The organism is Ruegeria sp. S84, from assembly GCF_056583445.1.
Map to the genome: position 1 here is coordinate 2,375,936 of NZ_CM152618.1, position 24,747 is coordinate 2,400,682.

A 24,747-nucleotide genomic window follows, 5' to 3' on the forward strand; every position below is an offset into this window, starting at 1 on the left:
GTTAGATATGAAAGACCGCTGTGCGGGGCATTGCCGCCATCCACATTTTTATTCCAAAGGACCGCAGTCAGCCCGAAGCGTACATTTAAAACCGTGCTTTGCAATTCAACTGTGCGCTCCAGTCCACCCGTTCACTGGGCACAAATCCAACAAATGAGACCCAACGCATTTTTCTAAGAACCGCTTTATTGGGATAGTCTAGAACCAACTTAATAAGTTATCCGTGCGCGAAGACCAAAAACCCACGCATCATTCAAATTAGGGTTTGCAGCGGGGTTGCGAACATACTGGACCGAAGGTGTGAGGGCCACATGTTCGACCAGTTGAAACCGGTAAAAAAGTTCAGCGGTAGTTTGATCTTGCAGCAAGTCGTTAGATGGATTCCCCCACCCCACAGCCACCCCAAGGACGTCTCTGGCGACCCGGTGACGCGTATCGAACCCAACCCCTAATCCCGCGATGACATCCGTTTTGAATATGGTCGCATTTCCATCTGACCACCCTGCAAGCAAGAAAGGATACCATTTGTCCCGGAACAGCTTGCTTGCTGCAAATGTCGCGCCGTGGCTTGACGGTGTTCCTTTGCTCTCAATAGCGTCTTGATGCCAAAATTGCAGTCGCACCTGATCCCACCGCCACCTGTCTTTGGTTGTCGGATACCAGCGAAACTCAATGGATTTGTAGAACTCCTTTTGACCTATTGTGTCGAACGGGTTTCCAGTCGTTTTTCCATTGGCATCATGAATCCCCGCCACAGCCACAAAATGGGGCGTAAGCTCGTAACCAAATCCGAGTCCCAAACCTCTTCCAGGGGCCGGCTTTGAAAGGCTGCTTTGTAGTGCGGTGTTTTGGAACCCGCGCATGGACGTGGACAACGCGTGCACATTGTACCAGGAGATTGCGCTGATTTTCCCCAAAATGAAGCGGAGCTTACCATTCATCAGCTCTTGTCGCCATGCCAGTTCCGTCAGCGCCGCCCCAAAGTCGCTGAAACCAGTGCCTGAGGACGCGACGCTCCCGAATTGGAATGCCAACTGACTGGGAGGAATTTCGCTGTTGATCGTATAGCGGTTCTCTATTCTGAAAGTCAGTTTACCGGTATTTGGGCCGCCGCGGTTGAGTAGCGCCCATGACCCCTGAACCTGCCAGCGCCCCGCAAATGCATCATCGTAGGGAACATTCGCATCGGTTTCCTGGTACAGAGATTGAAAGCTCAGCTGAAGCTGCAAGCCGGTTCGATCATTAAGGCGTTTTTTCCAGTCGAACCAGGGTTGGAAAAAACGTTCGATCTTTGGAAATTCCAGAATGGCTCCGGTATCTATGTCATCCTCCGCGAGCTCTGAAGTGACCCCGCTGGGTCCTTCCAGGTTCCCAGATTGAGGCTGGTAGCCCGAATAGGTACTTCCGGGATTGGCTTTGGAACTTTGTTTGGTTCTTTCTTCGGCGGCAAGGCTCAAAGGCGACAATCCGAACAGAAGAATGCTAACAACCCAGAAACTCGCAAACAGCCCTGACCACGTTTTCCTGCAAATGGATTTTGATCCCACTAACGTTCTATTCATCTGATATTGCTGGCCCATGTTTCTGGGTCAGTCAGCGCGCTTAGGCATCGGTTGAAGAACGATCAAGCCATTTTCCCACATGTAATAGAACCGCCCCCCATATCCGGGAGACAGCAATGTGTTAAAGTTCATTGGTTCAAAGAAATCAGATTCCGCCAGCACGCGCCCTGTCTTTGCATCGAGCCATAGTGCTTTCTGACGATAATTGGGAGCGGAAGTGTTATTCAGTTGCTCAAGCGTTGTGCCCGGCTCTGCTCTTGCCGTTCCAAGTACGCGCTGATCCGCTGGGCCATACAAAGCCTGCAAAGCTGTAGTAGCTCCATCAGCAGTCCAGGCCACAGTCAATTCTCCGGTATCCGGGTCGAAATCCAACCCACCAATCTTCATCATGTTCTGATCGGCTGAAAACACCATGTTGTTGGCTTCATCCACTGCCGCCTTTGGCGGGGCCCAGCTTTGACCGGTCGGGAGGTCGGTTCCGAACGGATAGGCGCGGGTGATTTTTTTGGAGTCACTCTGGCTGACCGCCACGATTGCAGAGGCAGACTTCGTTGTCGGCAATCCGTTGACCTGGAGAACCACCCAGTCGCCCAGAATACCTGGTGCGTCGCCAGTTGTCTGACCTTGTTCAAGGTAGTTATCAACAACCCAACCCGTGTCTTGCGACAATTTTTTTGCCACGGGGTCCCAGACAAACCGGTAGAGCTTCAGGATTGACGGGGCATAGATCACGATTTGTCCTTCGCGTTCCGTAACCGTATGCGGCACAACTGCGTTCTCAGGTACGCTGACGCTGTCATAAATCTCAAAACTGCCGGGATCTATTGCGTGGATCGTCGAACCCGGTGAAGCGGCAGCGCCTCCTGGGCATTGGAATGCCGCAAGTGTGCCCTGAATATTGCACGGCGTTGCGCGAGTCTGGTTTTTGATGATCAGGGTTCCATCTGGCGCGATTGTTAAATGTTTGAAATTGCTCCCCTCAGGTGGGGCATCTGCCGGCAGATCGATATGCTTCAGGATACGGCCAGTATCTCCGTCAAGCTTTACCAAGTGGTTTCCAAAGGCGATGGGAATATTCCCATCAGGCAAGATATTCAGATTTGCTGCACCAACCCAGGCCCCGGAAACGTTTCCGTTCTCAAGATATGTTCGCCAAATCTCCTTGCCGGTTGTTGCATCGAGTTTTGCAACGAATGGTCCGGGTGGAACGACCCCCTGTGCTGGTGGGATGTTTCCGCCGGTGATGAACAACTCGCCGGGGTTTCGGTTGTTTGCAAACAGCACACCTTGATACGCTCCATCAGCGCGATACGCATAGACTTCATTTGGACCTTCGAATGATCCTAGAAAACTCGCGCATTCGTAGACCTGGCTGCGATGGGCATCGCTCACCTCTGCGCCGTTTATGGATTTGAAATACCCTGGTGTGCCTCGATCCTGAGCGCAGGACCATTCCGCTGCGACCTGAGACAAATCTCCGGGCAATGGTCCATTGGCGGCAAGGATTCCATCGATCTCTTCAGCCAAAGCCCAAGATGCGCTCACCGAAAGGACAATAGCAGCTAACAATCCTCGTATCGAATGGTCTTTGGCGAACTTGGTAACCGACCGTGATTTCTGGAAATTCCCTGAAGCCTGTATCTGCATCATTAACCTTCACCCCTTAGCCTTATTAGTCCCATGTCCCCGTGCCGGATCGAAACGGATCAACATCAAAGTCGTCGAGAAAGCCCAGCCAGATCGAAACAGAGTGGGTTTCTACTCACCAAAGAAGCATTGTCTTCAAAGGCTTGACACGAACCTAACACTAAAGGTTATTTTTGATTTAGCATTTCGCGCCAACTTGAACCCCGGCAGTAAGCAGCCGCCGCAGGCAGCACCAAAACCCAGGTAAGGAAGAGATTATTGCAGCGCACCATTCCGACAATTCGAGCTGTTGCCGCTGCTCCGGTCGTCATGTGGATGGAAAAATCAGGACTACAAACACGGCATTTTGTAGGGTCAGAGGAATTAGCAGCCCTGGCAGTGGAGGACCCACTCAAAGCCATATCTCTGCGGAGTTTGACCGGGCTGATACGCGATCTTTGCAGAGCACATGGACCAGAGGTGCCAACGCGTATAGTGCAAGATATTCCTGATGTTTCGCTTACGATGATGGGTCCATTTGCTGTTCCCGGTGGCGTAGCTGTTGACGCATTGAAAGCCGCTTGCAGAGCAATTCCCTATTTTTCGTCACACGAGCACCTTTTGATTGATCAACGAGGAGACGGATGTGTTGCCCGTCAGTTTTGGGCCACTACATTCGACCCAGAAACGCTGCACTACATACACCAATATGTTGCCGCCGTATTCGAACTCTTCGCGGCAGAAGTTGAGGCTCCCGCGTTTCCGATTCAGTCGATAGAATTGTTGCCACATCCAAATCTTGGGCTTGGACATCTTCAGAACCGTTTCAAGAGCGGATTGACGGCTGGAAAACATGTGCTGACCGTAAACTATCTTCCAAGCGTCTTGAGCGCGCGTGTCCGAGGGCGACTCAATGCCCCTGAAATGCAACCGGAATTGCCCGATATGCAAACGCTTCGCGGCGATGGTGGATTAGCCGGATCGGTAAGAGTTGTGGTGCGGGCAATGTTGGAATTTGGAAAGCCTTCGGTGAGCGACGTTGCAAAGATGATGGGCGTTAGCACACGCACATTCCAAAGGCTCTTGAGTGTCGAAAACACAAGCTTTTCCGAGCTTCTCGCTGGAAGCAGAAGAGAAGCGGCTGCCGACTGGGTCGAGTTGGACAAAGGCGCATTCATGGAATTGGCGGCAGCACTTGGATATTCGCACCAATCTTCGTTCACGCGTGCAATTCGCCGTTGGGAAGGTATGACACCCACCGAATTGGCTCGTCAGAACCGAATGCCATGAGGCACCTGTCCACAACTCACGGATAGGGACCTCACGGACTATTGCATGGGTACTTGACGCTTTGCAGAGGGCCAACGGTAAGACTTTGCAAAGTCAGCAGTTTGCGCAGTGCTGACATTTGTGCCGAACGCAACATCGGTCACTTTGGGCTCCGTTGCGCCATTCGCTGCACAACAACCAAGGTCCGCTTTCCCAGAAAGTGAGGGACTTTTCTTCACCAGAGCTCATTAAACGAAGTGTAACAGTCAGCAGTTTGCCCGCCAGCGCCTCTGTCACGCCCAGCGCATAGGGGTCTCCAACTGTACCCTTAAGGAGCCGAAGCAGCTCCGACCGAGGAGCACCAACTCAGGCAACTCCCAATCCAAACACTTCAAAAAAAGGTTAAAAACTATGAGGCATGATCCTCTGCCATTTGCCGATTCAACATCCCCAGTCCGCCGTGTTGTCATCTTTGATCGACCATGTGGTACAGGGAAGACAACTGAGATGATCAACAACTTTGAGGCAACGAAACGCTATCTTATCGTGACTCCGTTGTTGTCAGAGTGTGATCGCATCATCCGAGAAGCCCGTGTGTCCGTGAGACAGCCAGAGGTAGTCCAAGACGACCGAGAAATTGAAACCAAGAAAGATCATCTGATTGCACTGCTGGAGGCGAGACACAACGTCGTCACCACTCACGCCATGTTCAATAACCTTGCTGACGTTGCTCAGATGGGGCTGTTGGATGGTTACGAAATCATCATTGATGAAGTCATGACCGTTGTTGAGGACGGGTACCGAGTCAAAAAGAAGTCTTGGGAAGAGTTCTACGTAAACGCGGGTTACATAGTTATTGATCCTGATACTGGATTGATCACACCGACCGATCTATGGGCTAGGAACATAGATGAAGTCGACGATGCATTGAGGCCTGATATCTTTAGAACAGCCAATGCTGGTCGTCTCTATCATATCACTGATGGCATTAACATTGCGGTCATGCCTGAGGGTCTGCTCAAGGCTGGCAACTCTCTAACCGTATACACTTACAAAGCTGAGGGGTCGATCATGTACGCTTACCTCAAGCGCCTCGGGTTAGACCCAGTACACGACACAGGTTCACCAGAGATCGAGCGAGAGTTTGTCCGTAAGGCTAGGCAGCTCATCACCATCCAAGACATCCGCTCGATCAGAGGAATCAGCCTCTCCTACAATAGCCAGACAAAGAAGAACTCTAAGAAATTGGAGGAAGTAGTCCCCAATGCTCTCAGTGGTCTTAGGCGTTACCGTCTTTCCGAGATAAGCCTTGAAAACATTCTGATCACGTGTCCCAAGTCTAAATGGTATCGGAACGGAAGAAGTCCAAAGGTTGGTAGTGATGGTGAGTTGCTAACTGCTTTTAAGCCGGGGCCTTATGCCAGCGGTAGTCGTCTATCTCCCTGTGGTCGCTCCAAGACTAGAGCCACTTGGGTGCCGAATACAACTCGTGGTACGAACGATTACAAGCACTGTACCCATGCAATTTACCTCTACGATCAAAATCTCAATCCTTCGATCCTAAATTGGTTCGGTGGTCCAGACGTAATCTCTAATGATGATTATGCCTTAACTGAACTGATCCAGTGGCTCTGGAGAACTCAAATCCGAGATGGGAAACCGATAACGCTGTTTTTGCCATCTTTGCGGATGCAGAAGTTGTTGCTGAATTGGTTGTGGGAAGGTGAAGTTCCACCTGAGGAATGGACCAAGATCAGGTCCTGATTTGGGCACCACAAAAACAAAAGTGTGGTGACCCATTTTTTTCTTTTACGAACAGTATCTTATGGCCGAACCCGTAAAAGAAGAAAACCTTGGGGAACTCACTAGCACCGGGTCCACTGTATGTCTTGTTATGCCGGCATACGGTGGGCTTTTAAAGATAGAGGATTGGATACTGAGGAAGCTTCTAAAAAGTTATACAGTTGACATTGAATTACTCTCAGCGCTGGGCATCGTGTCAATTGAAAGAACTCGATAGAAGCTGATCCTCTTCCTACTAATGAGATTAGTTGAGAGCTAACCCATCAGCAGCTTCATCTAAAATGATTTCTCAGTCTATTTTGGATCAGTCCAAGGTAGCAGCTTCCTCTTTCACCTGCACTGAGCGACATACTTCCGCAGGAGGCAAACACATACTATCCACCCTTGGTGGTTTAGTTCCATAACTTTGCGGAACCCTAAGCTCGAGTGAGGCTACTTCGCGTGAGATGGCCCCTTTCATGGACCGAGGGACCGTTTTTCAGAGGTAATAATAAGAACAATAATCCCCTGCTTTTTGAAGTCGGTTTCTAAAACCCCCCACCCCTTTGTTTCCAGACAAAAAACGCTGCCAATAGGCCAAGGTTCTGTGTCCATCTGCTGAGGGTGGCGGAAATGGTGGCAATGAAGTCGATCTCGGCTTTTGGCAAGCAATTGCCTCAACGTCTAAGAACCTAAAGGAGATCACCACCATGATCATCGGATACGCAAGAACATCTACACTAGAACAACAAGCCGGACTGGAAGCCCAACAGAAGACACTCTCGGAAGTTGGATGCGAGAAAATCTACTCCGAACAAGTCTCCTCTGTTGCCCGAAGAGAGGCGCTCAGTGAAGCTCTCAGCTACTGTAGAGAAGGAGATGTCCTCATTGTCACCAAGCTTGACCGCCTTGCTCGTTCAGTCAGGCATCTGGGCGAGATCGTGGATGACTTAACTCAAAGAGGCGTCGCTCTAAGAGTACTCGATATGTCCCTTGATACTTCAACGGCTACGGGGAAGCTGATGCTGAATGTCCTTGGGTCCATCGCTCAATTCGAGAGAGAGATGATGTTGGAGCGGCAGCGAGAGGGAATAGCAAAAGCCAAAGCTGAGGGAAAATACAAAGGCAGAAAACCAACGGCACGCATGAGGGCTTCAGAGGTGCTTCAGCTACTAGGGCAAGGCTACAAGAAGCACGAGATCGCCCAGCGCTTAAGTATTTCTCAGAGATCGGTCTATCGGATCATCAATGAGGCCCATCAGACAGTTGTTGTGGAAACCCAGCGCTGAAACGGACGAAAATTTGCACAGCTAATGGTTGTTAGCATCTGCTCGAAGCATTCGTTAGCTGTGTTGCCTAGTTTTCCAAGGGAAAGGCCACTTGGCTGCTGCAGTGAGGGAAACATCGTTTCGGTTAGGACATTCCAGTCGATTGCCCATTCGGTCTACAAGTGGATTGGGTATATACGAGCACTCAGCTTAGTTGCCTGAACGTTTCAGCGGTTCACACCGGGTTCCAATTGAAGAGGCTAAGACTTTATCTTACCCATTGAAAACGAACAGTTTAAATCATAGGTTGAGCGTGTGTGCGGGCGGAGCGCATGTCGCTAGTTCCCAAAGCAGGGACTAAACTTAAAGCACGGGTCGAAACACCCAGCGAAAGCTACCTCTAGACATTCTTGGGGTCTAAACTGTGAATATATTACGTCCGCACACATTTGGAGACAAAATTTGAGTGAGCAGAATACCGATCCTTTCGGAAAAATTTGGATAACTAGCCGTATTCGGATGGCGGCACACGGAAAGTATGTTCATTTGGACAAGCTCTCACACGTGCTGCTTACAGTTTATTCGGTTGCGCTATTAGGGTTCTCTGTCTTTCAGCAACACTTGGCAGGCACGCCAATTGGACCTTATAGCTCCGAAATCTCCATCGTACTCTCTGCAAGTATTCTCTGTGCATCTTTGGTGATTTGGGGGTTGAGTTTCGGAGACAGGGCACGTGATCACCGAGAATGCTATTTAGAGCTTCAACATCTATACGATGAAGACTTAGATGACGGAGAGAAGAGAGCAAGGTACCAAGAAATCCTAAATAAATACCCGAACCACAGTGATTTAGACAACGAGCGCTTTTTGTTTCGCAAGATCATTATTGAAGGCGCACAAATAAAAAACGCGAGCGGGCCGGTCTCGATGGGCTTTTTGAGAGCTGCTCGCTACATTGTTTTGGAAGCTGCTTCGTTTTTGCTTCTCCTTGCCTTGGTGTTCGCACCGCTCATAGTGATTTTTTTGATATATGTTTTCGCATAGCACTTCCGCAGTGTTCGACAGCTGCTTTTCGGAAGAAAATCTACTCCGCATTTTCGAGGAGCGAGTTGTCGACACAAAAGTGGTTGGCCTAGACGGTGTAAGCGCGAAGACCCTTGAAAAGCGGATCGAAGAGGAAATCGCATCAGCCTCACTAAAACTCTCTACCGGGCGATATCGCTTCACCCGGTACAAAGAAAAGCTGATCCTAAAAAACTATCAAAAACCGCCTAGACAGATAGCGATGCCAACGGTCCGCGACACTATCGTTCTTCGGGCACTGTGCGACTATCTCACGGAGTTTTTTGATGACTGCCGAATGAAACCACCTCACGACACCATAAAGCGCGTCGCATATGCAGCAAGCGTGGCGTCACCCAAAGACCGTTTCTTGAGGATGGATGTAATAAACTTCTACCCCAGTATAGTCCACGAAATACTGCTCAACCAACTTGCCCTTCGAGTATCGGATACTCCGGCACTCGAACTGGTTTCCCAAGCAATTACAACACCGATAGGATTTGATGAAAAGGAAGAGCGGAAAGTTGGAGTACCACAAGGATTAAGTATCTCAAATATTCTCTCGATGATCTATTTGCGTGACTTTGATTTCACCTGCGATCTCAAGTTTAACTACTTCCGGTATGTCGACGACATTTTGATTCTGGCTGACTCGGAAACGGTTGCCGACGTTCACTCCGAAGTGAGCACACATCTTTCAGAGAAGCTCAAACTAGAAACACACCCGCTTGAAGAGGAAAGTGGTAAGACCGAGATATCCCATGTTGAGGCCGGTACGGACTACCTTGGGTACAGAATAAGACGGTCTGGGTTAAGTATAAGAGATCGATCCTACAAGAAAATGTTCCGTGCGATTGTAGGATGCCTCAGGACACTTAAAGGCACCGCAACAACGGAAGAAGTACTGTGGAAACTAAATCTGATTGTGACCGGTTGCAGGTTCGAAGAACGTTCCGTCGGCTGGATCTTCTTCTTCAGACAATCAACTGACATGGGACAGCTTTTCCGTATGGACGCTTTCTTGAAGAAGAAAATGAGCGAATATGGAATGGCCCACATGACAGATCGAAGAAAGACATTTGTGAAAGCCTATCGAGAAGTCCGCTATAATCGGGAGGGAACCACATACATCCCAGATTTCGACAGCTTTACACTTGCCGACAAGATACACGTAATCTCACTAATCCGTGGTATCTCTGAGGCTAAGCTAGCACAAATGGACAGGGATCAGATTGACGAGCTTTATTGGTCAATAGTGCGAGGGCAGGTCTCAAAAATGGAACGGGAGACCGTTGATTTTGGAGCTAACTCGGGAGGTTACTAGCCCAACTGTTGGTGGGACAATCAAATGTCTCTCATAGACGCGCAACATCTCTGCTGCGTAGCCACGTCTACAGCTTTGTTATCCTCTCAACACCCTTACGAGTCACATCATCGGCAACAACTACACCGACAGCCGCTCACAGATCGAGTGGTAATCCACCTACCCGTACATGTAACGACTTGACCTCTGATTCTGTTACAGTAAGTGTCGTACTCGAACCACGAGGGTTCACCTGAGAAAACCGCAGTTGATGCTTTGGGAAAACACACATCTCCGTCACGGGTGATTAGCTCAGACAGCGGAGCGTCTGTGTAACAGTTGGTAGAGCGCTTCGTTTACACCGAAGATGTCGGGAGTTCGAGTCTCTCATCACCCACCACCCTTTCCCCACAGTGGATCAAGGTCTTACGCGACTAGCACCTCTAAGTCCGCCCGCTTTGGACATCATGGCCTTCGCATAATCACGATTTACCGTTGCACGGTCCTCGAAGCGAGCATGCACGACGCAAAAGAACAGGGCACCGTCATCTAGACCGTTGCGAGGAGTAAACCAATCAAAGGGGTCGGTGGGCTCTATCGATGCAAACTGATTAGTTGGTGGATCAACAGGTGCGACACTAGCTTCACCATTTGTGATGTCATCGAGCAGTGTTGGACGGGCCGTACCGGTATCGGGTGTGAGAATACCCATGATCTGCTCGCGACCAGCCGGAACGAAACGTCCGCTCTCCTCGACTGGAAACCGGATCGGCTGTCCGGCATAAACATCTCGCTGAACTTCACTTTTGTTAACAACAAGGGTTCCGTTAACGAGCACGTACGGAATGCCTTCTGACGGAAGACCTTGCTGACCGAGAGTATAGTTCGCCTTTTCGGTCACAGATTCCGGGTCGAAAATCGTGATGTCCGCGACCATGCCTTCTTGCATACGCCCACGCACCTGCATTGCTCGCAACCCTGTGTCACCTAAGCGCTTCGCATGGATGTAACTTAGCTGAGTGAGTGTGAGCATAAGCGGCACATTCGCTTCGCGAGCCAGTCTCAAGACAAGCGCGTGGCTGCCTGCTGACCGAGGATGCCCGGCATAGTCTTCGTAAGGAGCATCCCAACTCATCAAGTTGCCCTCGATGTCTAGCCCGGCCATACCGTCGCCCGAGATGCCATAGCCTGCGATGGTGATCCAATCATTCAGCCATTGCTCTCTTGGAGGGCTAAAAACTATGGCTGTCCGTCCCGGTTCATTCTCAGCGAAGCTCAAAAACTCGTCTTTTGTCACGAAGCGATCGAGCTGGGGATCAAAGATGGTGTCTTCGTATTTGTACCCCATCGAACCCTCCCAGTTTTCTGGGGCGATGATCGAAGCGCCGTAGTTTCCCGATCCGGCAGTCCAAGGATAGTAGCTGGACCAGACGTTGTAGCCTTGGTCGCGGGCCATTTGGAGCTTTTCCTGATTTTCCCACCACCCATAATCATTGTCATGATGAATGTGCAGCGGGGCACCAAGCACCATCGCATTGACCAAGATTTCATTTACACCCGTCTGTGTTTCTGTCGGCGTCGAAGCACTGGGATGAAATCGGTGATGGACGGAAGTCAGTCTACCGTAACGCGCCGCAGCCCGCTGTGCTTCGAACATCTCATAGGTAGTAATACCTTCGCGGGCGTAACCGATGGTCGATCCCACACCGAGTGCTCCAAGACGTAGTCCCTCATCCAGCTGGGCAGTGATTTCGTTCATCTGCTCACGGTTGCTTGGTACAGAAGACCACCCCTCGACGCCGTCTTCCACAGATTGTGCCCTCAGTGCGAAGAAGTTCCGGAAGTCTATATCTCCACCTTCAAGCACGAGCCCATCATGGACCCGCATCCGTGCGAATTCTTGTCCAACCACCGTGCCATAATTTGCCTGCGTTGAGCCCTCTCGTGCTTCATACCATTCATCAATGTTAGCGGCTCCGACCTAAAAATCCATTTGAGTTGTGACGCCATCCCTAAGGTTTACTTTGATACCCCAAGGGTCCAACCCGTGTTGCTCAAGGTCGATAAATCCGGGTGCCACAACGTGCCCTGTCGCATCGATGGACTGGTTGCCGTTAATATCTTCGTCGGTGATCGCAGTGATCCAGCCGTTGCTTATTCCAACGTTAGCAATCTGGTCGAACCCAGTTTCCGGGTCCATGACCCGACCGTTGAGAATGACGATGTCGTAAGTCTGCGCGGCGCCTAGTGTCGAAAAAACAGACAACGTGCCCGCCAGAAACAAGGTACGCATGGATGGATCCTCCCTTTTATCGACAAAACTGAATGTTTTGTTATTTTTGGAGTCTGCTTTCGCCCCACCTCAGAAAACGATCCGAGTTCTTAGACCGAACAGCATAATGCTATCCTGCGTGGGGTTCAGCAGCGGGTCAGAAATGAACTGCAGTGATGGCGTGATCTGCAGCCCGGGTGATATTGAAAAACGATAGAATGCTTCGAGCGTGAACTGATCACCGTCTATGCCCCTTGCCTCGGCCCAGTTCAGTCCCAGCCCGGCCAGATCGGTATTGCGACCGTAATATCCCAGACCTGCAGAAACGGACCGATCATAAAGCGCCGCTGTCCCTTTTGAGGCCCCTGCCCTGAAGAATGGCATCCATTTATTGCCAACAAACCACGCCGCTGAAAACGCGGCCCCATAGTCTTCAGGGCGGCTGCCATCGTCGGCTGAATCCGCGTGCCAAAGGGTCAGGTGGATATTGTCAAAGTAGATGCGATCAAAGCCGGAGGTGTAACCAAGCTCGAGTGACTTGAAGAGATTGCCATCGCTAAACACATCAAAGTTTGGATCAGACGGGTCGGCGTTTGCGTCTGAGATGCTCGCAACAGCGTAGAAGTTTTCGCTCAGCTTTACTCCACCGGCAATGCCAAGGCCTTGATTGGGTGTGTTAATAGTCGGATTGGTATTGAAAGACAGGTTCTGGAAACCGCTGTATGGGCTGACCAACCCATAAATGTCCACAAAGTCCGTTACATCAATCTGCCCGACTTGCAGTGTCCACGCGCCGTTCTCGGCCCTTTGCGTCCAGAACAGATTGGTCAGCAGCAAACCATTATCGTTGAAGGCTGTCCCAGTGATCGAAAGCGCTCCGCCATCCAGTCCTAGGAATTGCGGGGCAACATCGGTGTAGCTGTGCCGGTCTTCGATCTTGAATGTCAAAGAGCCGCGATCAGTTGCCTGCCAACTGCCGTAAAAACGTGCAATTCCGCTTGCCGCTTCGCCAGTTCCCAGATCAGCATTCGTGGATTGGCCCAATGCCAGGTAATCAATATTGAAGCGAAAACCGTCCTCGGCCAGTCGGTCTTTCCACTGAAACCAACCTGGTGCGATGTTGCGTGGAAAATCGGAACGGTATTGCGGATCGGTTAGCCCATCGCCGGGCTCTAGATCAGCTTCAACCGAAGATGGCCCGGACAGTCCCTGAGCCGACGCTGCGCCAGCGAAGGCAATGCTCAAAGCGGCAACCAGAAGTCTTATCATTCAGACGCCCTTGCCCTACCGGTCTTGCGATTGCCCGCCGCACGGATACGATCGGCGGCGCGCTGCTTCCATTCCAGCCTGTCTGCTTCAGTTTCCAGAGTTTCGACGCGTTCCGTCTCCAACTGGAACGTCGCATTCATAGGCATAAGGCCGTCCACAACCATCATGTTCTGAACAGAAGGATTGATGGTCAAAGTGCCCGTAAGCCGAACAGGTTCGTGGAAATAGCTGGGCGTCCAGTCTCCATTCAACCGCACACGGATCATCTGGTTGGGCGGAGGAGGAGGCATGTGACTACACATCCCGCGTTCCGGCACCAGATACGCGACAGGTCGCCCGTCCGGATCACTCGGAGCGGGAATGGCAAAGCCCGCGAGTGTGATTGTTTGACCGTCGAATTGCGGATTTCCGTTTGTACCAGCCTTTCTTCGACGTTCCGTCACGACCTCTCGCTGGTCGAGTAGCCAGTCGACATCAATCCCATCAGCCGCCAAGGCATCCTCAGTCTCGGTCAGAAGCTCTTGCCATTTCTGCCTTTCTTCATTGCTACCAGATTCCCGCTGCAATCTGCCGCGCAGCCTTACGACGTAAAGAACATCGTCGAACTGTTCAGCGCTAAGTTCGCGATAGGGGTCTTCAAAGACCTGCGCGGACGGGTCAGGCAGGTCAGACCAGTCTAACGCGGTTCCTGGCGTCGCCATGACAGGATGAGCACACCAAACCAACCCTGCGAATACTACGGAGCGGAAGCAATGTCGCATAAATACTCTCCGGCTGTTCAGACAGGTCAATCCAGTGTGTTTTTGTAGATGACGCCGTCCTTCATGATCAGGCGGATCGTATCTGGGCTTTCAGGCCTCGGGTCGGCACCGAACCATTGATCACCCGTGCCAACAACCGAGAAGTCTTCAAGTGGGTTACCATCGATGAGCAGGATATCCGCATAAGCTCCTTCCTCGATAACGCCCAGTTTTCCGGCGGTATACGGGTTCATAAAGTCACCTGACAAAGCGACCACCTCACCACCCGTCGATGTCAACGTCACCATCGACGTGTAGGGTCCAAAAAACTCATTGTTCAGGTGCTTCTCGTAGGCAATCTGGATATTGCATGCCTCGACCGAACCAACACAGTCGGTCTGGAACCCTCGCTTCACCGGGCATTCCTTCATATTGTCGATGTAGCCCGCAAATGTGGCCGAGGCGGATTTTGCTTTGGCAAGGCTCGACGGGACATTTGCCACTGCCGGAATATCAAGCAATCCGGGATCGAAGGCCGTCAGGTTGGTCGTAATATATGCCCCTTTTTCGTTCATGACTTGGGCAATTTCACAGTCAAACGAGAAGCCGTGTTCGATCGACATCACACCCGCCTCTAGCGCGCTCAGGATTGCTTCCTTCCGATAGGAATGCGCCATGACATAACTGCCATACTCGTTTGCCACCTGTACCGCAGCTTTGATTTCCTCAGGCGATCCAGCCAACAACTGCCACGGATCGAAGGCCGAAACGACGCCACCAGATTGCATGAACTTCAACTGCGTCGCGCCCATGCGGAAATTGTTGCGTGCGAACTTGTAAACGTCATCAACACCGCTAATTTCCTGCGCCAAGTTCAGCCTGCTCATGTTTGTTTCAGACCCGGGCGGTGCGGTGAAATTCGCGAAGTCAGCGTGACCACCTCGCGTTCCGATAAATGCACCAGATGGAAAGTAACGCGGGCCGTCTATTTGACCTGCGTCAATTGCACGGCGTAACCCGCCGTTGGCCCCACCCGCATCCCTGACTGTGGTGAAGCCCTGCATCAAATACATCTCGGCCATTCGCGCACCGTGTATGGCAAAATCTTCCCAAGTTGTGTTGGCCTCCATCGCGGGCAAGGTGGGCCCCATCAGCATGAGGTGCGCGTGCAGTTCAATAAATCCGGGGGTCAGTGTCCGTCCCTCTCCGTCAATGACCGTGGCGCTGGGGGCATCGATCGCATCGGTTGATACGGCCTTAATCAGATTACCCTCGACCAATACGCTGGCATTCTCGATACGCTGTTCATTCACGCCATCGAAGACATGCACGTTAGTAAACAGCGTTTGGGGTTCTTCTTGATCCTGAGCATGCGCGGACGTTGAAAAAGAAAGAGCTGCAGCGACAATTACCGTCGAGCAAAGGGACAATCGTAGGCCGGACATAAGTACTCCCTTCATATTCGTGTTTTGCAAACTGTAGTCCGGAAAATCTTGGCTCAGTTGCCACTTTCGAATTAGGATGTTCGAATGTGATTGAAAAAATGGCCACTTCTTAAAACTAATCCAGACAAGGGTGACGAGCTTGCCTTTCAACTCCACCTCTCAAGAGCATAGCGAGGGCTTTATTCGCCTCTCCTTAGCTGCTCCGTTCCTGCAATATCTCACCGAACGTAAGATCAATCCGCAACCAGCATTGGATCAGGTCGGCCTGAAAGCCGAACTGTTGTCTGACCCAGCCGTGTTCGTGCACTCAGAGTTGGTCTATGGTTTGGTAAATGCCTTCTCAGAAGTATCAGGGGATCGATACCTTGGACTGAAAGTAGGGGAGACGTTTGACCTGCAACAGTGGCCTCCGTTCGCTCAGGCACTGCAATCGACAAAGACGCTGTTCGAGTTCTTTACCCGTTTCGTGGGGCTTGTACCGCAGGAATCCAATTCTGTGCGACATAGCCTTGTCGTTGAAGCAGACAAAGCGACTTATCGAATCGAAAGGCAACAAGAGCCTACTGTGCCGCCGATTCAGGTGACCGGTTTTGGTGCCGCAATCTATGTACGCCTATTGCAGACCGTCGTCGGAGATGCCTGGGATTCTTCGCGTGTGCGATGGGAAAGCAGGTACATCAACGGACTACCTATCGATTACAAAGGGATCGAGGTTGGCCTTGGGACTGATCCCGGAATGCAGATTAGTTTTCCTGTGGAATGGTTGTTTTTGCACCATGTCTCTGAGGGCTCTGCCAAGCCCATAGCCTCACCTCAACAAGAGGAAGAAGTAACCGTGGTGGCAGCTTTGCGCTCTGTCTTACGCGACAAACTGGATGAAACCGATTTGGGACCAGAGATGGTGGCCGGAATGCTGGGAATCCAGCCGGAACGGTTTCTGAAAGCGCTTCAGCAACAAGGCACAACGCTACCCCGTGAAATCAAACGGCTGCGTGTCGATGTCGCCAAGGAGCACCTCGGAGAAGACAAAATGACAATAGCTGAGATCGGTCTGATGCTCGGCTACTCCGACAAATCCCATTTCACACGCTTTTTCAGGGGCCAGACCGGAATGACACCGACTAAGTTCCGCCTTGGCTCGTAATTAAGTTGCAAATGCTTGGATCAGCTGTGCGAACTTGATCTCGGAACAAAAGCAAAGGCGCGACCAGACTGCCGTCTCGACCGCGCCTTAAACCACTCTATTCGAACGCCATTATTGGCCCGTGGTCTCTACGCACGTTCCCTTGCCCCATCCTGACTTGCTGCCAGAGGCAGAGTAATCAAACGTGCCCTTCTCAGGGTGAACGTTATAATTCAGCGTGTAATCCTCACCGACATACAGATAGGTCAGGGTGTCGAGACCGGGAAACACATCCACATCCTTGTCGATATCCCCGATCGTGATGTGGCCCTTTTGCTGGCCATCATACTTCACAAGCCGAGCGGCCATTTCCGGGTGTTCCGCATCCGGTGCCTCACATTCAAACACCCGCTCCTCAGCAACTGCGGCTGCTGGCAATAGGGCAAGAAGAAGAGCTGCCTTTTTCATTGATTTCCAATCTGTATTCGATCTGTTGCACTGCGGCGGCTATTGACGATTTTGGGCGGAATTTTGTCCAAACTCGGGTCGTTCTGCGGTCTCGTTGCACGCATCTCGTTAGACCAATTCACGTTTGGGTTTCGCCTGCGTTTTGAGGTGAGCCCTAAGCACATTTCCATCGCGTTTTGGGGAGTATCCAACCCAGCATTGAGGGCTCGAAGACAGAGACAATGGGTCTATGCGCCCATCAGCTGCTGAGAAATTTCTTAGGGTTCGTCATGGCAACCATTTGGAACCTCAATTTGTGAATTCCAATGCTGAAGGGGGCAGCGCGGGACCGGGCCAACTCTACCCTACAGCTTTGCCCATAGCGGGACGTGCGGTCGCAGTAGGGTGAAAAACCCTGCGCGCGCTCCCATCTGTTCAGGACAGAAAAAGGAGAGCGTCTGATGCAATGTCCGATTGATGGAACTCAGCTGGTAATCACCGAGCGGAGCGGGGTCGAGATTGATTATTGTCCGCAATGTCGTGGCGTGTGGCTGGACCGTGGAGAGCTGGACAAAATCATCGATCGCTCTGCCGACCATACGCCGCCGCCACCGCCGCAGCGGGGTTATGATGACCGGTCCGATCACGGATACCGGAAAAAGAAGAAACGCGGCGGCTTTCTGGATGAGCTGTTTGACTTCTAAGACGTTGGCACCGTGATCTGAGAGGGTTTTATCGGTTGTTGTATAGTCACGGTGGGAGATGGGTGCGAGCACCCATCCTACGCTTTCTGAACACTTTGAAATCCGAAATCATGGGCATGCCAGGCATGCACAGTTTCACCAATGCGATGAACGAGGATGGCACAGGCTTTGTGATCTCGGTTGTGGAAAGCGAGGAGACCTCGAACGCAAACGCGCCCAAAGTGGCCGAGATCTGGGGTCAGTTTGCGGAATATCTGGAAGGCCCGCCAACACCGGTTGGGTATGATGTGGTTGCCCTTTGGGATAAGGGCTGATTGGCAGGGCGGGGATTTCCCGCCCTTTTTATGACGCGGTTTGTAGGATGGGGTTTTACCCCATCACGCATCAGGATGGGTGCCAAAGTGATGGGTTGGAAACCCATCCTACGATTGATTGCAAGTTTTTTGGTCCGCGTTCGGCAAAACACGCTCCGGATAGAGGCGGCTCCATGCTTCGATAAGAAAAACTGTGATCGCAGACGCAGTGTGGACAGAAAGACGAGCAATTCTGGTGTCAACTCTCGGACGGCCTTTCTCGCGGCCATGCGCATCGCCAGCGTGTGTTCGCAAGGCGCCGATCCCTTCTATTGCCGCGGAAAGACCGGACAGAATGGCTCTTACATCAGCGGCGACCTGAGGTTCTAAATCTGGTTTGTCCGGAGCCAGGCCTAGCGGTACACGCACTGCTTTATACAGCGGTTTGACTGAAAGCTCTTTCGGCAACGGCAATTCGAGCTCGACTAGAATAGATCGGCAAATACTCTCAATTAACGAACATGCTGCTGTAATCGCATCTTCTGGATCTTCATCTACAAAGTTCTTAGCTCTCTCAATTTCCAGAGCAACGGTGTCAAAATTGAAGCTGTTGGCAAGAATTGAAGCTGCGGACACAACTTCGCTCTGACTTCTGCCTTCCACCGCTGCAATCAAACCGTCAAACTCGTTGTCTTGGTCTAAGAACGCAAACTGGGAAACCTCCAACTGCTCAACGTCCATGAAGCCGGATGCGACCATTTGCTGGTTGCGCTGAAACTCTGCTTCACGCTCTTGGTTTTTGTAAGTCCAAAGTGCACGAAGGAGTCTTCCCGCTTGCATCGGGCTGGCTAACTCCAGGTATGCCCTTATTCTATTGGCCTTTGATGTTCCTTTAAACGCGAAGCGATCTGCATAGATGTCTTCGTTCAACTCGTCCTCAAAGAACTCAGCTAATGTTTTGTTGGTAAAGTTAAGCGGATAGCCATCGGCCATATCGAAGAGGCCATCGATAGTTCTCAACTCTGAGTGCTTCAGCTTTACCATGTATCTTCTTCACCGCTTCCGTCTCTTCACATTCCCACCCCGCTGCCCCGGCCTGCCAGCCGTTGACCGCCCGCGCGATTTCACCGCGTCTTCCGAGGCTTTCTCGACCGCCCATTGGCGCGCCATGGGGTCGTCGGCGACGGCCAGATCGACCGCTTCCAGACGTTTGATCTCATCCCGGATATTGGCGGCCTCTTCGAATTCGAGGTTCTCGGCGGCTTTGCGCATCTTCTCGCGCAGACCGTCCAGATGCGCCTCGAGATTCGCGCCGTGCATCGGTTTGTCGATGGTGGCGGTGACGCGGTTCATGTCGACATCGCCTTCGTAGAGACCGGCCAGAACGTCCTCGACGTTTTTCTTCACGGTCTCAGGCGTGATGCCGTGTTCTTCGTTATAGGCGAGCTGTTTGGCGCGGCGGCGGTTGGTTTCGCCCAAGGCGCGCTCCATCGAGCCGGTGATCTTGTCGGCATACATGATCACCCGCCCATCGGCGTTGCGCGCGGCGCGGCCGATGGTCTGGATCAGCGAGGTTTCCGAGCGCAGGAAACCCTCTTTATCCGCGTCCAGAATGGCGACCAGCCCGCATTCTGGGATGTCGAGCCCTTCGCGGAGCAGGTTGATGCCGACCAGCACATCGAACGCCCCCAGCCGCAAGTCGCGCAGGATTTCGATGCGTTCCAGCGTGTCGATGTCCGAGTGCATGTAGCGCACTTTGATGCCCTGTTCGTGCAGGTATTCGGTCAGGTCCTCGGCCATGCGTTTGGTCAGCGTTGTCACCAGCGTGCGGAATCCGTTGGCGGCCACCTTGCGCACCTCGTCCAGAAGGTCGTCCACCTGCATCGACACCGGGCGGATTTCAACCTCTGGGTCCAGTAGACCCGTGGGGCGGATCACTTGTTCGGTGAAGACACCGCCGGTCTGTTCGATCTCCCACTTCGCCGGGGTGGCCGAGACAAAGACGGATTGCGGGCGCATGGCGTCCCATTCCTCGAACTTCAAAGGTCGATTGTCCATGCAGGACGGCAGGCGGAACCCGTGTTCGGCCAGCGTGAACTTGCGCCGATAGTCGCCACGGTACATGCCGCCGATCTGCGGGACACTGACATGGGATTCATCGGCGAAGACAATGGCGTTGTCGGGGATGAATTCGAACAGGGTTGGCGGCGGTTCGCCCGGCGCACGGCCCGTGAGGAAGCGTGAGTAGTTCTCGATCCCGTTACAAACGCCGGTGGCCTCAAGCATTTCCAGATCGAAGTTCGTACGCTGTTCCAGCCTTTGAGCTTCCAGCAGCTTGCCCTCGCCAACCAGCTGGTCCAACCGGATGCGGAGTTCCTTTTTGATCCCAATGATCGCTTGGTTCATTGTTGGCTTCGGCGTGACGTAGTGCGAATTCGCATAGACCCGCACCTGCTCCATCGTTGCCGCGCGTTCGCCGGTCAGCGGGTCGAACTCGGTGATGGTTTCCAGTTCCTCGCCGAAGAACGAGAATTTCCAAGCACGGTCCTCAAGGTGGGCCGGCCAGATTTCCAGGGAATCGCCACGCACCCGGAAGGACCCGCGCTGGAAAGCCTGATCGTTGCGGCGGTACTGTTGGGCAACCAAATCAGCCATCACCTGCCTCTGGTCATACTCATGACCCACCTTCAGATCCTGTGTCATCGCTCCATAGGTCTCGACCGAACCGATACCGTAGATGCACGAGACCGAGGCGACGATGATCACGTCATCGCGTTCCAGCAGCGCCCGCGTGGCCGAGTGACGCATCCGGTCGATCTGTTCGTTGATCTGCGACTCTTTCTCGATGTACGTGTCCGACCGCGGCACATAGGCTTCTGGCTGGTAATAGTCGTAATAGGAAACGAAATACTCGACCGAGTTCTCTGGGAAGAAGCCCTTGAATTCCCCGTACAGCTGCGCTGCCAGCGTCTTATTTGGCGCCAGGATGATCGCAGGCCGCTGCGTTTCTTCAATCACCTTGGCCATGGTGAAGGTCTTGCCCGTCCCGGTCGCACCCAGCAGGACCTGATCTCGCTCACCATCATTCACACCACCTGCCAGCTCTTTAATCGCCGTCGGCTGGTCGCCAGCCGGTGCGAACTCGGTGTGCATGACGAACTGCTTGCCGCCCTCCAGTTTCAGACGCGCGCGCACGTCGTCTGCGGTCAGTTGAGTCTTGTCGGAATGGGCATAAGGCATGGGCGGGCTCCGGGTCAGGCCCCTACATTTGTTCTTATTTTGTCCATCTGCAAGGGCTGATCTGGATTCATTTTCAGCTAAGCGGTCCGGGGTTGGGCGTCGCGGTGCGTTTGAACCTTCGCCGCCAAGGCCGACAGGTTCTCGGCCAGCACGCGGCCCATCATGATCTTCAACAGGGTTTGTCCCATTAACCAGCCCAACGGTCCATATTTCATACGAAAATCCATACTCCAGATAACACGGCTGCGCGTGTCGGACAGCCGTGTGATGGCAATCGCCGCCTGTGCTTCGCGCAGAGGCATCGCCATCTGCGACAACCGCACGGTGTAGCCGCGGTCAACCTGCCAATCCGTCACCTCTTCGACCAATGATGTGCCGTTCGCGAAGTGACACCGGCGCTGTGACCCAACACCATCCGATCCGGCAGTCAAAGCATCAACCGATGTCACCTGCGGGGCAAACTCATCGATATGCATAAAGCGGCGGAGGATGGCCCAAATCTCATTGGGTCGGGCGTTGATGTCGAGGTGGCGTTCTTGGTGAAGCATCCTGCTGTCCTTTTACGTCTGCGCGCTATCTACCCCGAACTAATGACAATACCTGTCATTAGGCAGTCCATGCGACCCGCGACAATTGTCATCTTGTCCCGGCGCGCGCTCTGACGCATAAACAAGCCCACCAAGTGAGTACGGAGAGGCGACATGCGCGCACGGATTTACCAGCCTTCGCGAAACGCGATGACCTCGGGGATGGCCAAAACCCGCAAATGGGTTCTGGAATACGCCCCGGCTTCTGCGCGTGAGGTCGATCCGCTGATGGGCTGGACCTCGTCCAATGACACCCAAACGCAGGTGCGTCTGAAGTTCGATACCAAGGAAGAGGCGCTGGACTATGCCAAAGACAACGGTATCGACGCGCAGGTATGCGAGCCGCACAAGCGCAAGCCGAACCTGCGGGCGCGCGGCTATGGTGAGAATTTCGCCACCGACCGGCGCGCTCCCTGGACCCACTGACAAGGCCCAGTGAATGATCGACATCCGCCAAGCAGACCCCGGCGCCAAGGATCTGCGCCCGATCATTCAAGCGCATCTCGCCCATAGCTGGGACGCGACACCGCAAACCTCAAATCATACGCTGGACATTGATGCCCTACGCGAGCCGGGCATTCGCTTTTGGGCTATTTATGAGGCGGGTAAGCCCTTGGGTTGTGGTGCGCTTAAGGCGCTGCCGGATGGCACTGCCGAAGTTAAATCGGTGCACGTGGTTGCTGCTGCGCGCGGCCGAGGATTGGCGCGTGTGATCATGAACCATCTTGCCGATCTGGCCCGAGCCGAGGGCGTTTCCGCACTTGTCCTGGAAACTGGCGCAAATCATCTCTCGGAATATGACGCAGCACGCAAGCTATATGAAACATTGGGATATTCCTATTGCGGTCCGATTTATGGCTATGACGCCGATCCAAACAGCGCGTTTATGCGGTTGGACCTTACGACCAGCCCAAAACGCTGAGGGAAAAGCTGAAAGCACCCGCGTGGTGCAGTCTGACCGACCGCTTTGAATTCAGATATAAGGGCCGTACCCTTGCCCCGTTTCGAAAAACATCTGAAAAAATGGCGAGCCGTGGAGGACTCGAACCCCCGACCTGAGAATTAGAAGTTCCCTGCTCTAATCCAGCTGAGCTAACGGCCCGGTCTTGTTCCGTTTGTATCAGTCAATCCATTAGGATTGTCAACTTGATAGAGGGCAAGCTTGTTCTTTCAAAAAGGTTATTTCCATCAGGGTATTGGCCGAATCTGGCAAACCTCTCGGCAAGAGACATCGAACCTACCTGCAGTTCAAACTTGCAGCCCAGCGCGCCCTGCGTCACGTTTGAAATCACAAATTGTGATTCCGAACGGATATGATGACGAACCCGCAAAACCTTCCAAGCCCTCAAGAGGTCCAAAACGCCATTCATCGGGTGCGCGGTGTACGCGTGGTTCTGGCAGAAGATCTGGCACAGTTTTACGGAAAATCCGTCAGCGCCTTCAATCAGGCCGTCTCGCGCAATAAGGATCTGTTCGAAGGCTACCGCTTTCAGCTTTCCGACGCAGAGGTCGCGGATTTGCAATCACAGAATGTGATCTCAAAACCCGAAGGCCGCGGTGGCCGACGGGTCAATCCGTGGGTCTATACCGACTACGGCGTAGCTATTGCCTCGACTTTGTTTAAAGATCCGCGCGCGATCAGGATCACGCGGATGATCACCGAAGCCTTTGTTGACGGCACCAATGCGCTAGCGGAAACCCCGCGCAACCCGCCTGAGATTATGCCACCGCAAGATGCCCCTACGCCGTTGCTTCCAAATGGGGATCAACTGCGTGATCTGGCCGAAAACATCCTTGATTCCGGACAGCAAAGCCTTGTGGACTACATCGCCAATCCCACCACCAAACGGCAGCAGGCGGTGGCAGTGATCATGAAGACCCTCGCTGAAACGGCGGGCGAAGAGGTTCGCACACAACATGACCGTCTGCGCCTGAGCATCGCCGAACGGCTGGCCAGCGGAGACTATGCCGACGATGATGACCGGAAAAAACTGCTTGAGCTGCTGCACGCCATGAAAGACTGACCGCCTTAAAGGCCCAGCTCTGCCCGCGCCTTTCTGGTCAGCTTAGCTACGACCAGATCGTATGAGATTACAATATGATCTCGCAGCGACGCGTCGCTCATGCCACGTTCATCGTAAACCTGCAGCCATTTCATACCTCGCGATGCCAGATAGGGCGCTGGGCGGATACCTGGCTCATCTCCGAGGACCTCAAAGGCAAGATCGGTAGCCTTGAAGGTAAACGCATCCTTTCCGTCGTTCCAACCACAGATGGCAAAGACTTTGCCGCCTACTTTCCAGACATCTGCGTTGCCCCACTGCACGACATGGCTGGTGGCTTTGAGGTCCGAGCAAAAGGCATTGAATTCATCACGAGTCATCGCGGCGACTGTGGCGCTCTGGTCAGGACAAGGCAAGACCCGCTTTGCGGGTGCAACTTTCTTTACCCGGCATTAACCTAGCTGCGCCAAATCATAGGTGATGTATAACTGCAATTCTCCCCTCTCGCCTGAGGTTTGGCTCAGTGATCTATTCGCCTCCAAGGCGGTGCAGCAAGGTGGCGTAATCCGTCGCAAGGCGCGCGATATAGAGCGATTTGCCGGGATGGAGCGTTTTATGGCCGAAATCAATCGTCGCGGTTATCAAGTGGCGGAAAACTCGGGCCAGATCGTAATCTTCTGCAACCGCGCACCCGTGCGTTGGCTCACCTGAGCCACGCAACGCTTTCTTGAAAAGAAAGCGCCCCGAAATCT

At 52.7% G+C, this 24,747-nt stretch carries 23 protein-coding genes and 2 tRNA genes; 12 read left to right on the forward strand and 13 right to left on the reverse strand.

The genetic code is table 11. From position 1 onward, the window contains the following. Positions 1 to 209: 209 nt before the first annotated feature. Entirely contained in the window at positions 210 to 1,457 is a 1,248-nt protein-coding gene (locus tag AC1DFB_RS11925; protein ID WP_480921321.1) for a carbohydrate porin, read from the reverse strand. Between the two features lie 132 nt (positions 1,458 to 1,589). Then, the gene (locus AC1DFB_RS11930; RefSeq protein ID WP_480921322.1) at positions 1,590 to 3,212 is read right to left on the reverse strand and encodes a hypothetical protein; all 1,623 of its coding nucleotides are present in this window, start codon (positions 3,210 to 3,212) and stop codon (positions 1,590 to 1,592) included. A 255-nt stretch (positions 3,213 to 3,467) separates the two neighbouring features. Here AC1DFB_RS11930 and AC1DFB_RS11935 point away from each other — a divergent pair, with 255 nt between their 5' ends. The 6 genes from AC1DFB_RS11935 to AC1DFB_RS11960 all read left to right on the forward strand — a co-directional run bounded on the left by AC1DFB_RS11935 (position 3,468) and on the right by AC1DFB_RS11960 (position 10,272). Beyond that, positions 3,468 to 4,478: a helix-turn-helix transcriptional regulator gene (locus AC1DFB_RS11935; protein WP_480921323.1), complete on the forward strand. Its 1,011-nt coding sequence runs from the start codon at positions 3,468 to 3,470 to the stop codon at positions 4,476 to 4,478. Between the two features lie 486 nt (positions 4,479 to 4,964). Then, a complete protein-coding gene (locus AC1DFB_RS11940; protein ID WP_480921324.1) occupies positions 4,965 to 6,221 on the forward strand; it encodes a hypothetical protein in 1,257 nt (418 codons plus the stop codon). Between the two features lie 728 nt (positions 6,222 to 6,949). After that, positions 6,950 to 7,528, forward strand: a complete 579-nt coding sequence (locus AC1DFB_RS11945; protein WP_480921325.1) for a recombinase family protein — start codon at positions 6,950 to 6,952, stop codon at positions 7,526 to 7,528. A gap of 441 nt (positions 7,529 to 7,969) precedes the next feature. Then, positions 7,970 to 8,551: an SLATT domain-containing protein gene (locus tag AC1DFB_RS11950; protein WP_480921326.1), complete on the forward strand. Its 582-nt coding sequence runs from the start codon at positions 7,970 to 7,972 to the stop codon at positions 8,549 to 8,551. A gap of 10 nt (positions 8,552 to 8,561) precedes the next feature. Then, entirely contained in the window at positions 8,562 to 9,893 is a 1,332-nt protein-coding gene (locus tag AC1DFB_RS11955; protein WP_480921327.1) for a reverse transcriptase domain-containing protein, read from the forward strand. Positions 9,894 to 10,173: 280 nt separating this feature from the next. Further along, positions 10,174 to 10,272, forward strand: a tRNA-Val gene (locus AC1DFB_RS11960). 18 nt (positions 10,273 to 10,290) lie between these two features. Here AC1DFB_RS11960 and AC1DFB_RS11965 read toward each other — a convergent pair. The 5 genes from AC1DFB_RS11965 to AC1DFB_RS11985 form a co-directional block, all read right to left on the reverse strand. Beyond that, complete coding sequence (locus tag AC1DFB_RS11965) at positions 10,291 to 11,682, reverse strand: amidohydrolase family protein (protein WP_480921328.1); 1,392 nt, start codon at positions 11,680 to 11,682, stop codon at positions 10,291 to 10,293. A 171-nt stretch (positions 11,683 to 11,853) separates the two neighbouring features. Then, on the reverse strand, positions 11,854 to 12,165 hold the full coding sequence (locus AC1DFB_RS11970) for a hypothetical protein (protein ID WP_480921329.1): 312 nt from the start codon (positions 12,163 to 12,165) through the stop codon (positions 11,854 to 11,856). A 69-nt stretch (positions 12,166 to 12,234) separates the two neighbouring features. Continuing rightward, positions 12,235 to 13,413 carry a carbohydrate porin gene (locus AC1DFB_RS11975; RefSeq protein ID WP_480921330.1) on the reverse strand — a complete coding sequence of 393 codons (1,179 nt, stop codon included), beginning with the start codon at positions 13,411 to 13,413 and terminating at the stop codon, positions 12,235 to 12,237. Next, positions 13,410 to 14,114 (reverse strand): DUF3299 domain-containing protein, encoded by a 705-nt coding sequence (locus AC1DFB_RS11980; protein WP_480921331.1) that lies wholly within the window; start codon positions 14,112 to 14,114, stop codon positions 13,410 to 13,412. Before AC1DFB_RS11980 ends, AC1DFB_RS11975 begins: the two co-directional genes overlap by 4 nt. A gap of 86 nt (positions 14,115 to 14,200) precedes the next feature. Further along, positions 14,201 to 15,598: an amidohydrolase family protein gene (locus AC1DFB_RS11985; protein ID WP_480921332.1), complete on the reverse strand. Its 1,398-nt coding sequence runs from the start codon at positions 15,596 to 15,598 to the stop codon at positions 14,201 to 14,203. Positions 15,599 to 15,737: 139 nt separating this feature from the next. Between AC1DFB_RS11985 and AC1DFB_RS11990 the strand changes: the two genes are divergently transcribed. Then, the gene (locus tag AC1DFB_RS11990; RefSeq protein ID WP_480921333.1) at positions 15,738 to 16,742 is read left to right on the forward strand and encodes a helix-turn-helix domain-containing protein; all 1,005 of its coding nucleotides are present in this window, start codon (positions 15,738 to 15,740) and stop codon (positions 16,740 to 16,742) included. 111 nt (positions 16,743 to 16,853) lie between these two features. Here AC1DFB_RS11990 and AC1DFB_RS11995 read toward each other — a convergent pair whose 3' ends face one another. Next, positions 16,854 to 17,189: a hypothetical protein gene (locus AC1DFB_RS11995; protein ID WP_170514092.1), complete on the reverse strand. Its 336-nt coding sequence runs from the start codon at positions 17,187 to 17,189 to the stop codon at positions 16,854 to 16,856. A gap of 440 nt (positions 17,190 to 17,629) precedes the next feature. Here AC1DFB_RS11995 and AC1DFB_RS12000 point away from each other — a divergent pair, with 440 nt between their 5' ends. Further along, the gene (locus AC1DFB_RS12000) at positions 17,630 to 17,872 is read left to right on the forward strand and encodes a TFIIB-type zinc ribbon-containing protein (RefSeq protein WP_170408258.1); all 243 of its coding nucleotides are present in this window, start codon (positions 17,630 to 17,632) and stop codon (positions 17,870 to 17,872) included. A gap of 62 nt (positions 17,873 to 17,934) precedes the next feature. Beyond that, the gene (locus AC1DFB_RS12005) at positions 17,935 to 18,186 is read left to right on the forward strand and encodes a hypothetical protein (RefSeq protein ID WP_480921334.1); all 252 of its coding nucleotides are present in this window, start codon (positions 17,935 to 17,937) and stop codon (positions 18,184 to 18,186) included. 108 nt (positions 18,187 to 18,294) lie between these two features. Here the strand turns inward: AC1DFB_RS12005 and AC1DFB_RS12010 are convergent, their stop codons facing one another. From AC1DFB_RS12010 to AC1DFB_RS12020, 3 genes are all read right to left on the reverse strand, one after another. After that, on the reverse strand, positions 18,295 to 19,209 hold the full coding sequence (locus tag AC1DFB_RS12010; RefSeq protein ID WP_480921335.1) for an abortive infection family protein: 915 nt from the start codon (positions 19,207 to 19,209) through the stop codon (positions 18,295 to 18,297). A 9-nt stretch (positions 19,210 to 19,218) separates the two neighbouring features. Next, a complete protein-coding gene (gene uvrB / locus AC1DFB_RS12015) occupies positions 19,219 to 21,405 on the reverse strand; it encodes an excinuclease ABC subunit UvrB (protein ID WP_480921336.1) in 2,187 nt (728 codons plus the stop codon). A gap of 77 nt (positions 21,406 to 21,482) precedes the next feature. Next, positions 21,483 to 21,953, reverse strand: coding sequence for an SRPBCC family protein (locus AC1DFB_RS12020; protein ID WP_480921337.1), 471 nt, complete (start codon positions 21,951 to 21,953; stop codon positions 21,483 to 21,485). 153 nt (positions 21,954 to 22,106) lie between these two features. Between AC1DFB_RS12020 and AC1DFB_RS12025 the strand changes: the two genes are divergently transcribed. Both AC1DFB_RS12025 and AC1DFB_RS12030 read left to right on the forward strand, forming a co-directional pair. Further along, on the forward strand, positions 22,107 to 22,418 hold the full coding sequence (locus AC1DFB_RS12025; protein ID WP_170395965.1) for an ETC complex I subunit: 312 nt from the start codon (positions 22,107 to 22,109) through the stop codon (positions 22,416 to 22,418). 13 nt (positions 22,419 to 22,431) lie between these two features. Further along, positions 22,432 to 22,914, forward strand: a complete 483-nt coding sequence (locus tag AC1DFB_RS12030) for a GNAT family N-acetyltransferase (RefSeq protein WP_480921338.1) — start codon at positions 22,432 to 22,434, stop codon at positions 22,912 to 22,914. A gap of 102 nt (positions 22,915 to 23,016) precedes the next feature. Here the strand turns inward: AC1DFB_RS12030 and AC1DFB_RS12035 are convergent. After that, positions 23,017 to 23,094: transfer RNA gene (locus AC1DFB_RS12035), tRNA-Arg, on the reverse strand. A 214-nt stretch (positions 23,095 to 23,308) separates the two neighbouring features. Between AC1DFB_RS12035 and AC1DFB_RS12040 the strand changes: the two genes are divergently transcribed. Then, on the forward strand, positions 23,309 to 24,016 hold the full coding sequence (locus tag AC1DFB_RS12040; protein WP_480921339.1) for an ORF6N domain-containing protein: 708 nt from the start codon (positions 23,309 to 23,311) through the stop codon (positions 24,014 to 24,016). Between the two features lie 5 nt (positions 24,017 to 24,021). Here the strand turns inward: AC1DFB_RS12040 and AC1DFB_RS12045 are convergent, their stop codons facing one another. Beyond that, positions 24,022 to 24,375, reverse strand: a complete 354-nt coding sequence (locus AC1DFB_RS12045) for an MmcQ/YjbR family DNA-binding protein (RefSeq protein WP_170423840.1) — start codon at positions 24,373 to 24,375, stop codon at positions 24,022 to 24,024. Between the last annotated feature and the right edge of the window lie 372 nt (positions 24,376 to 24,747).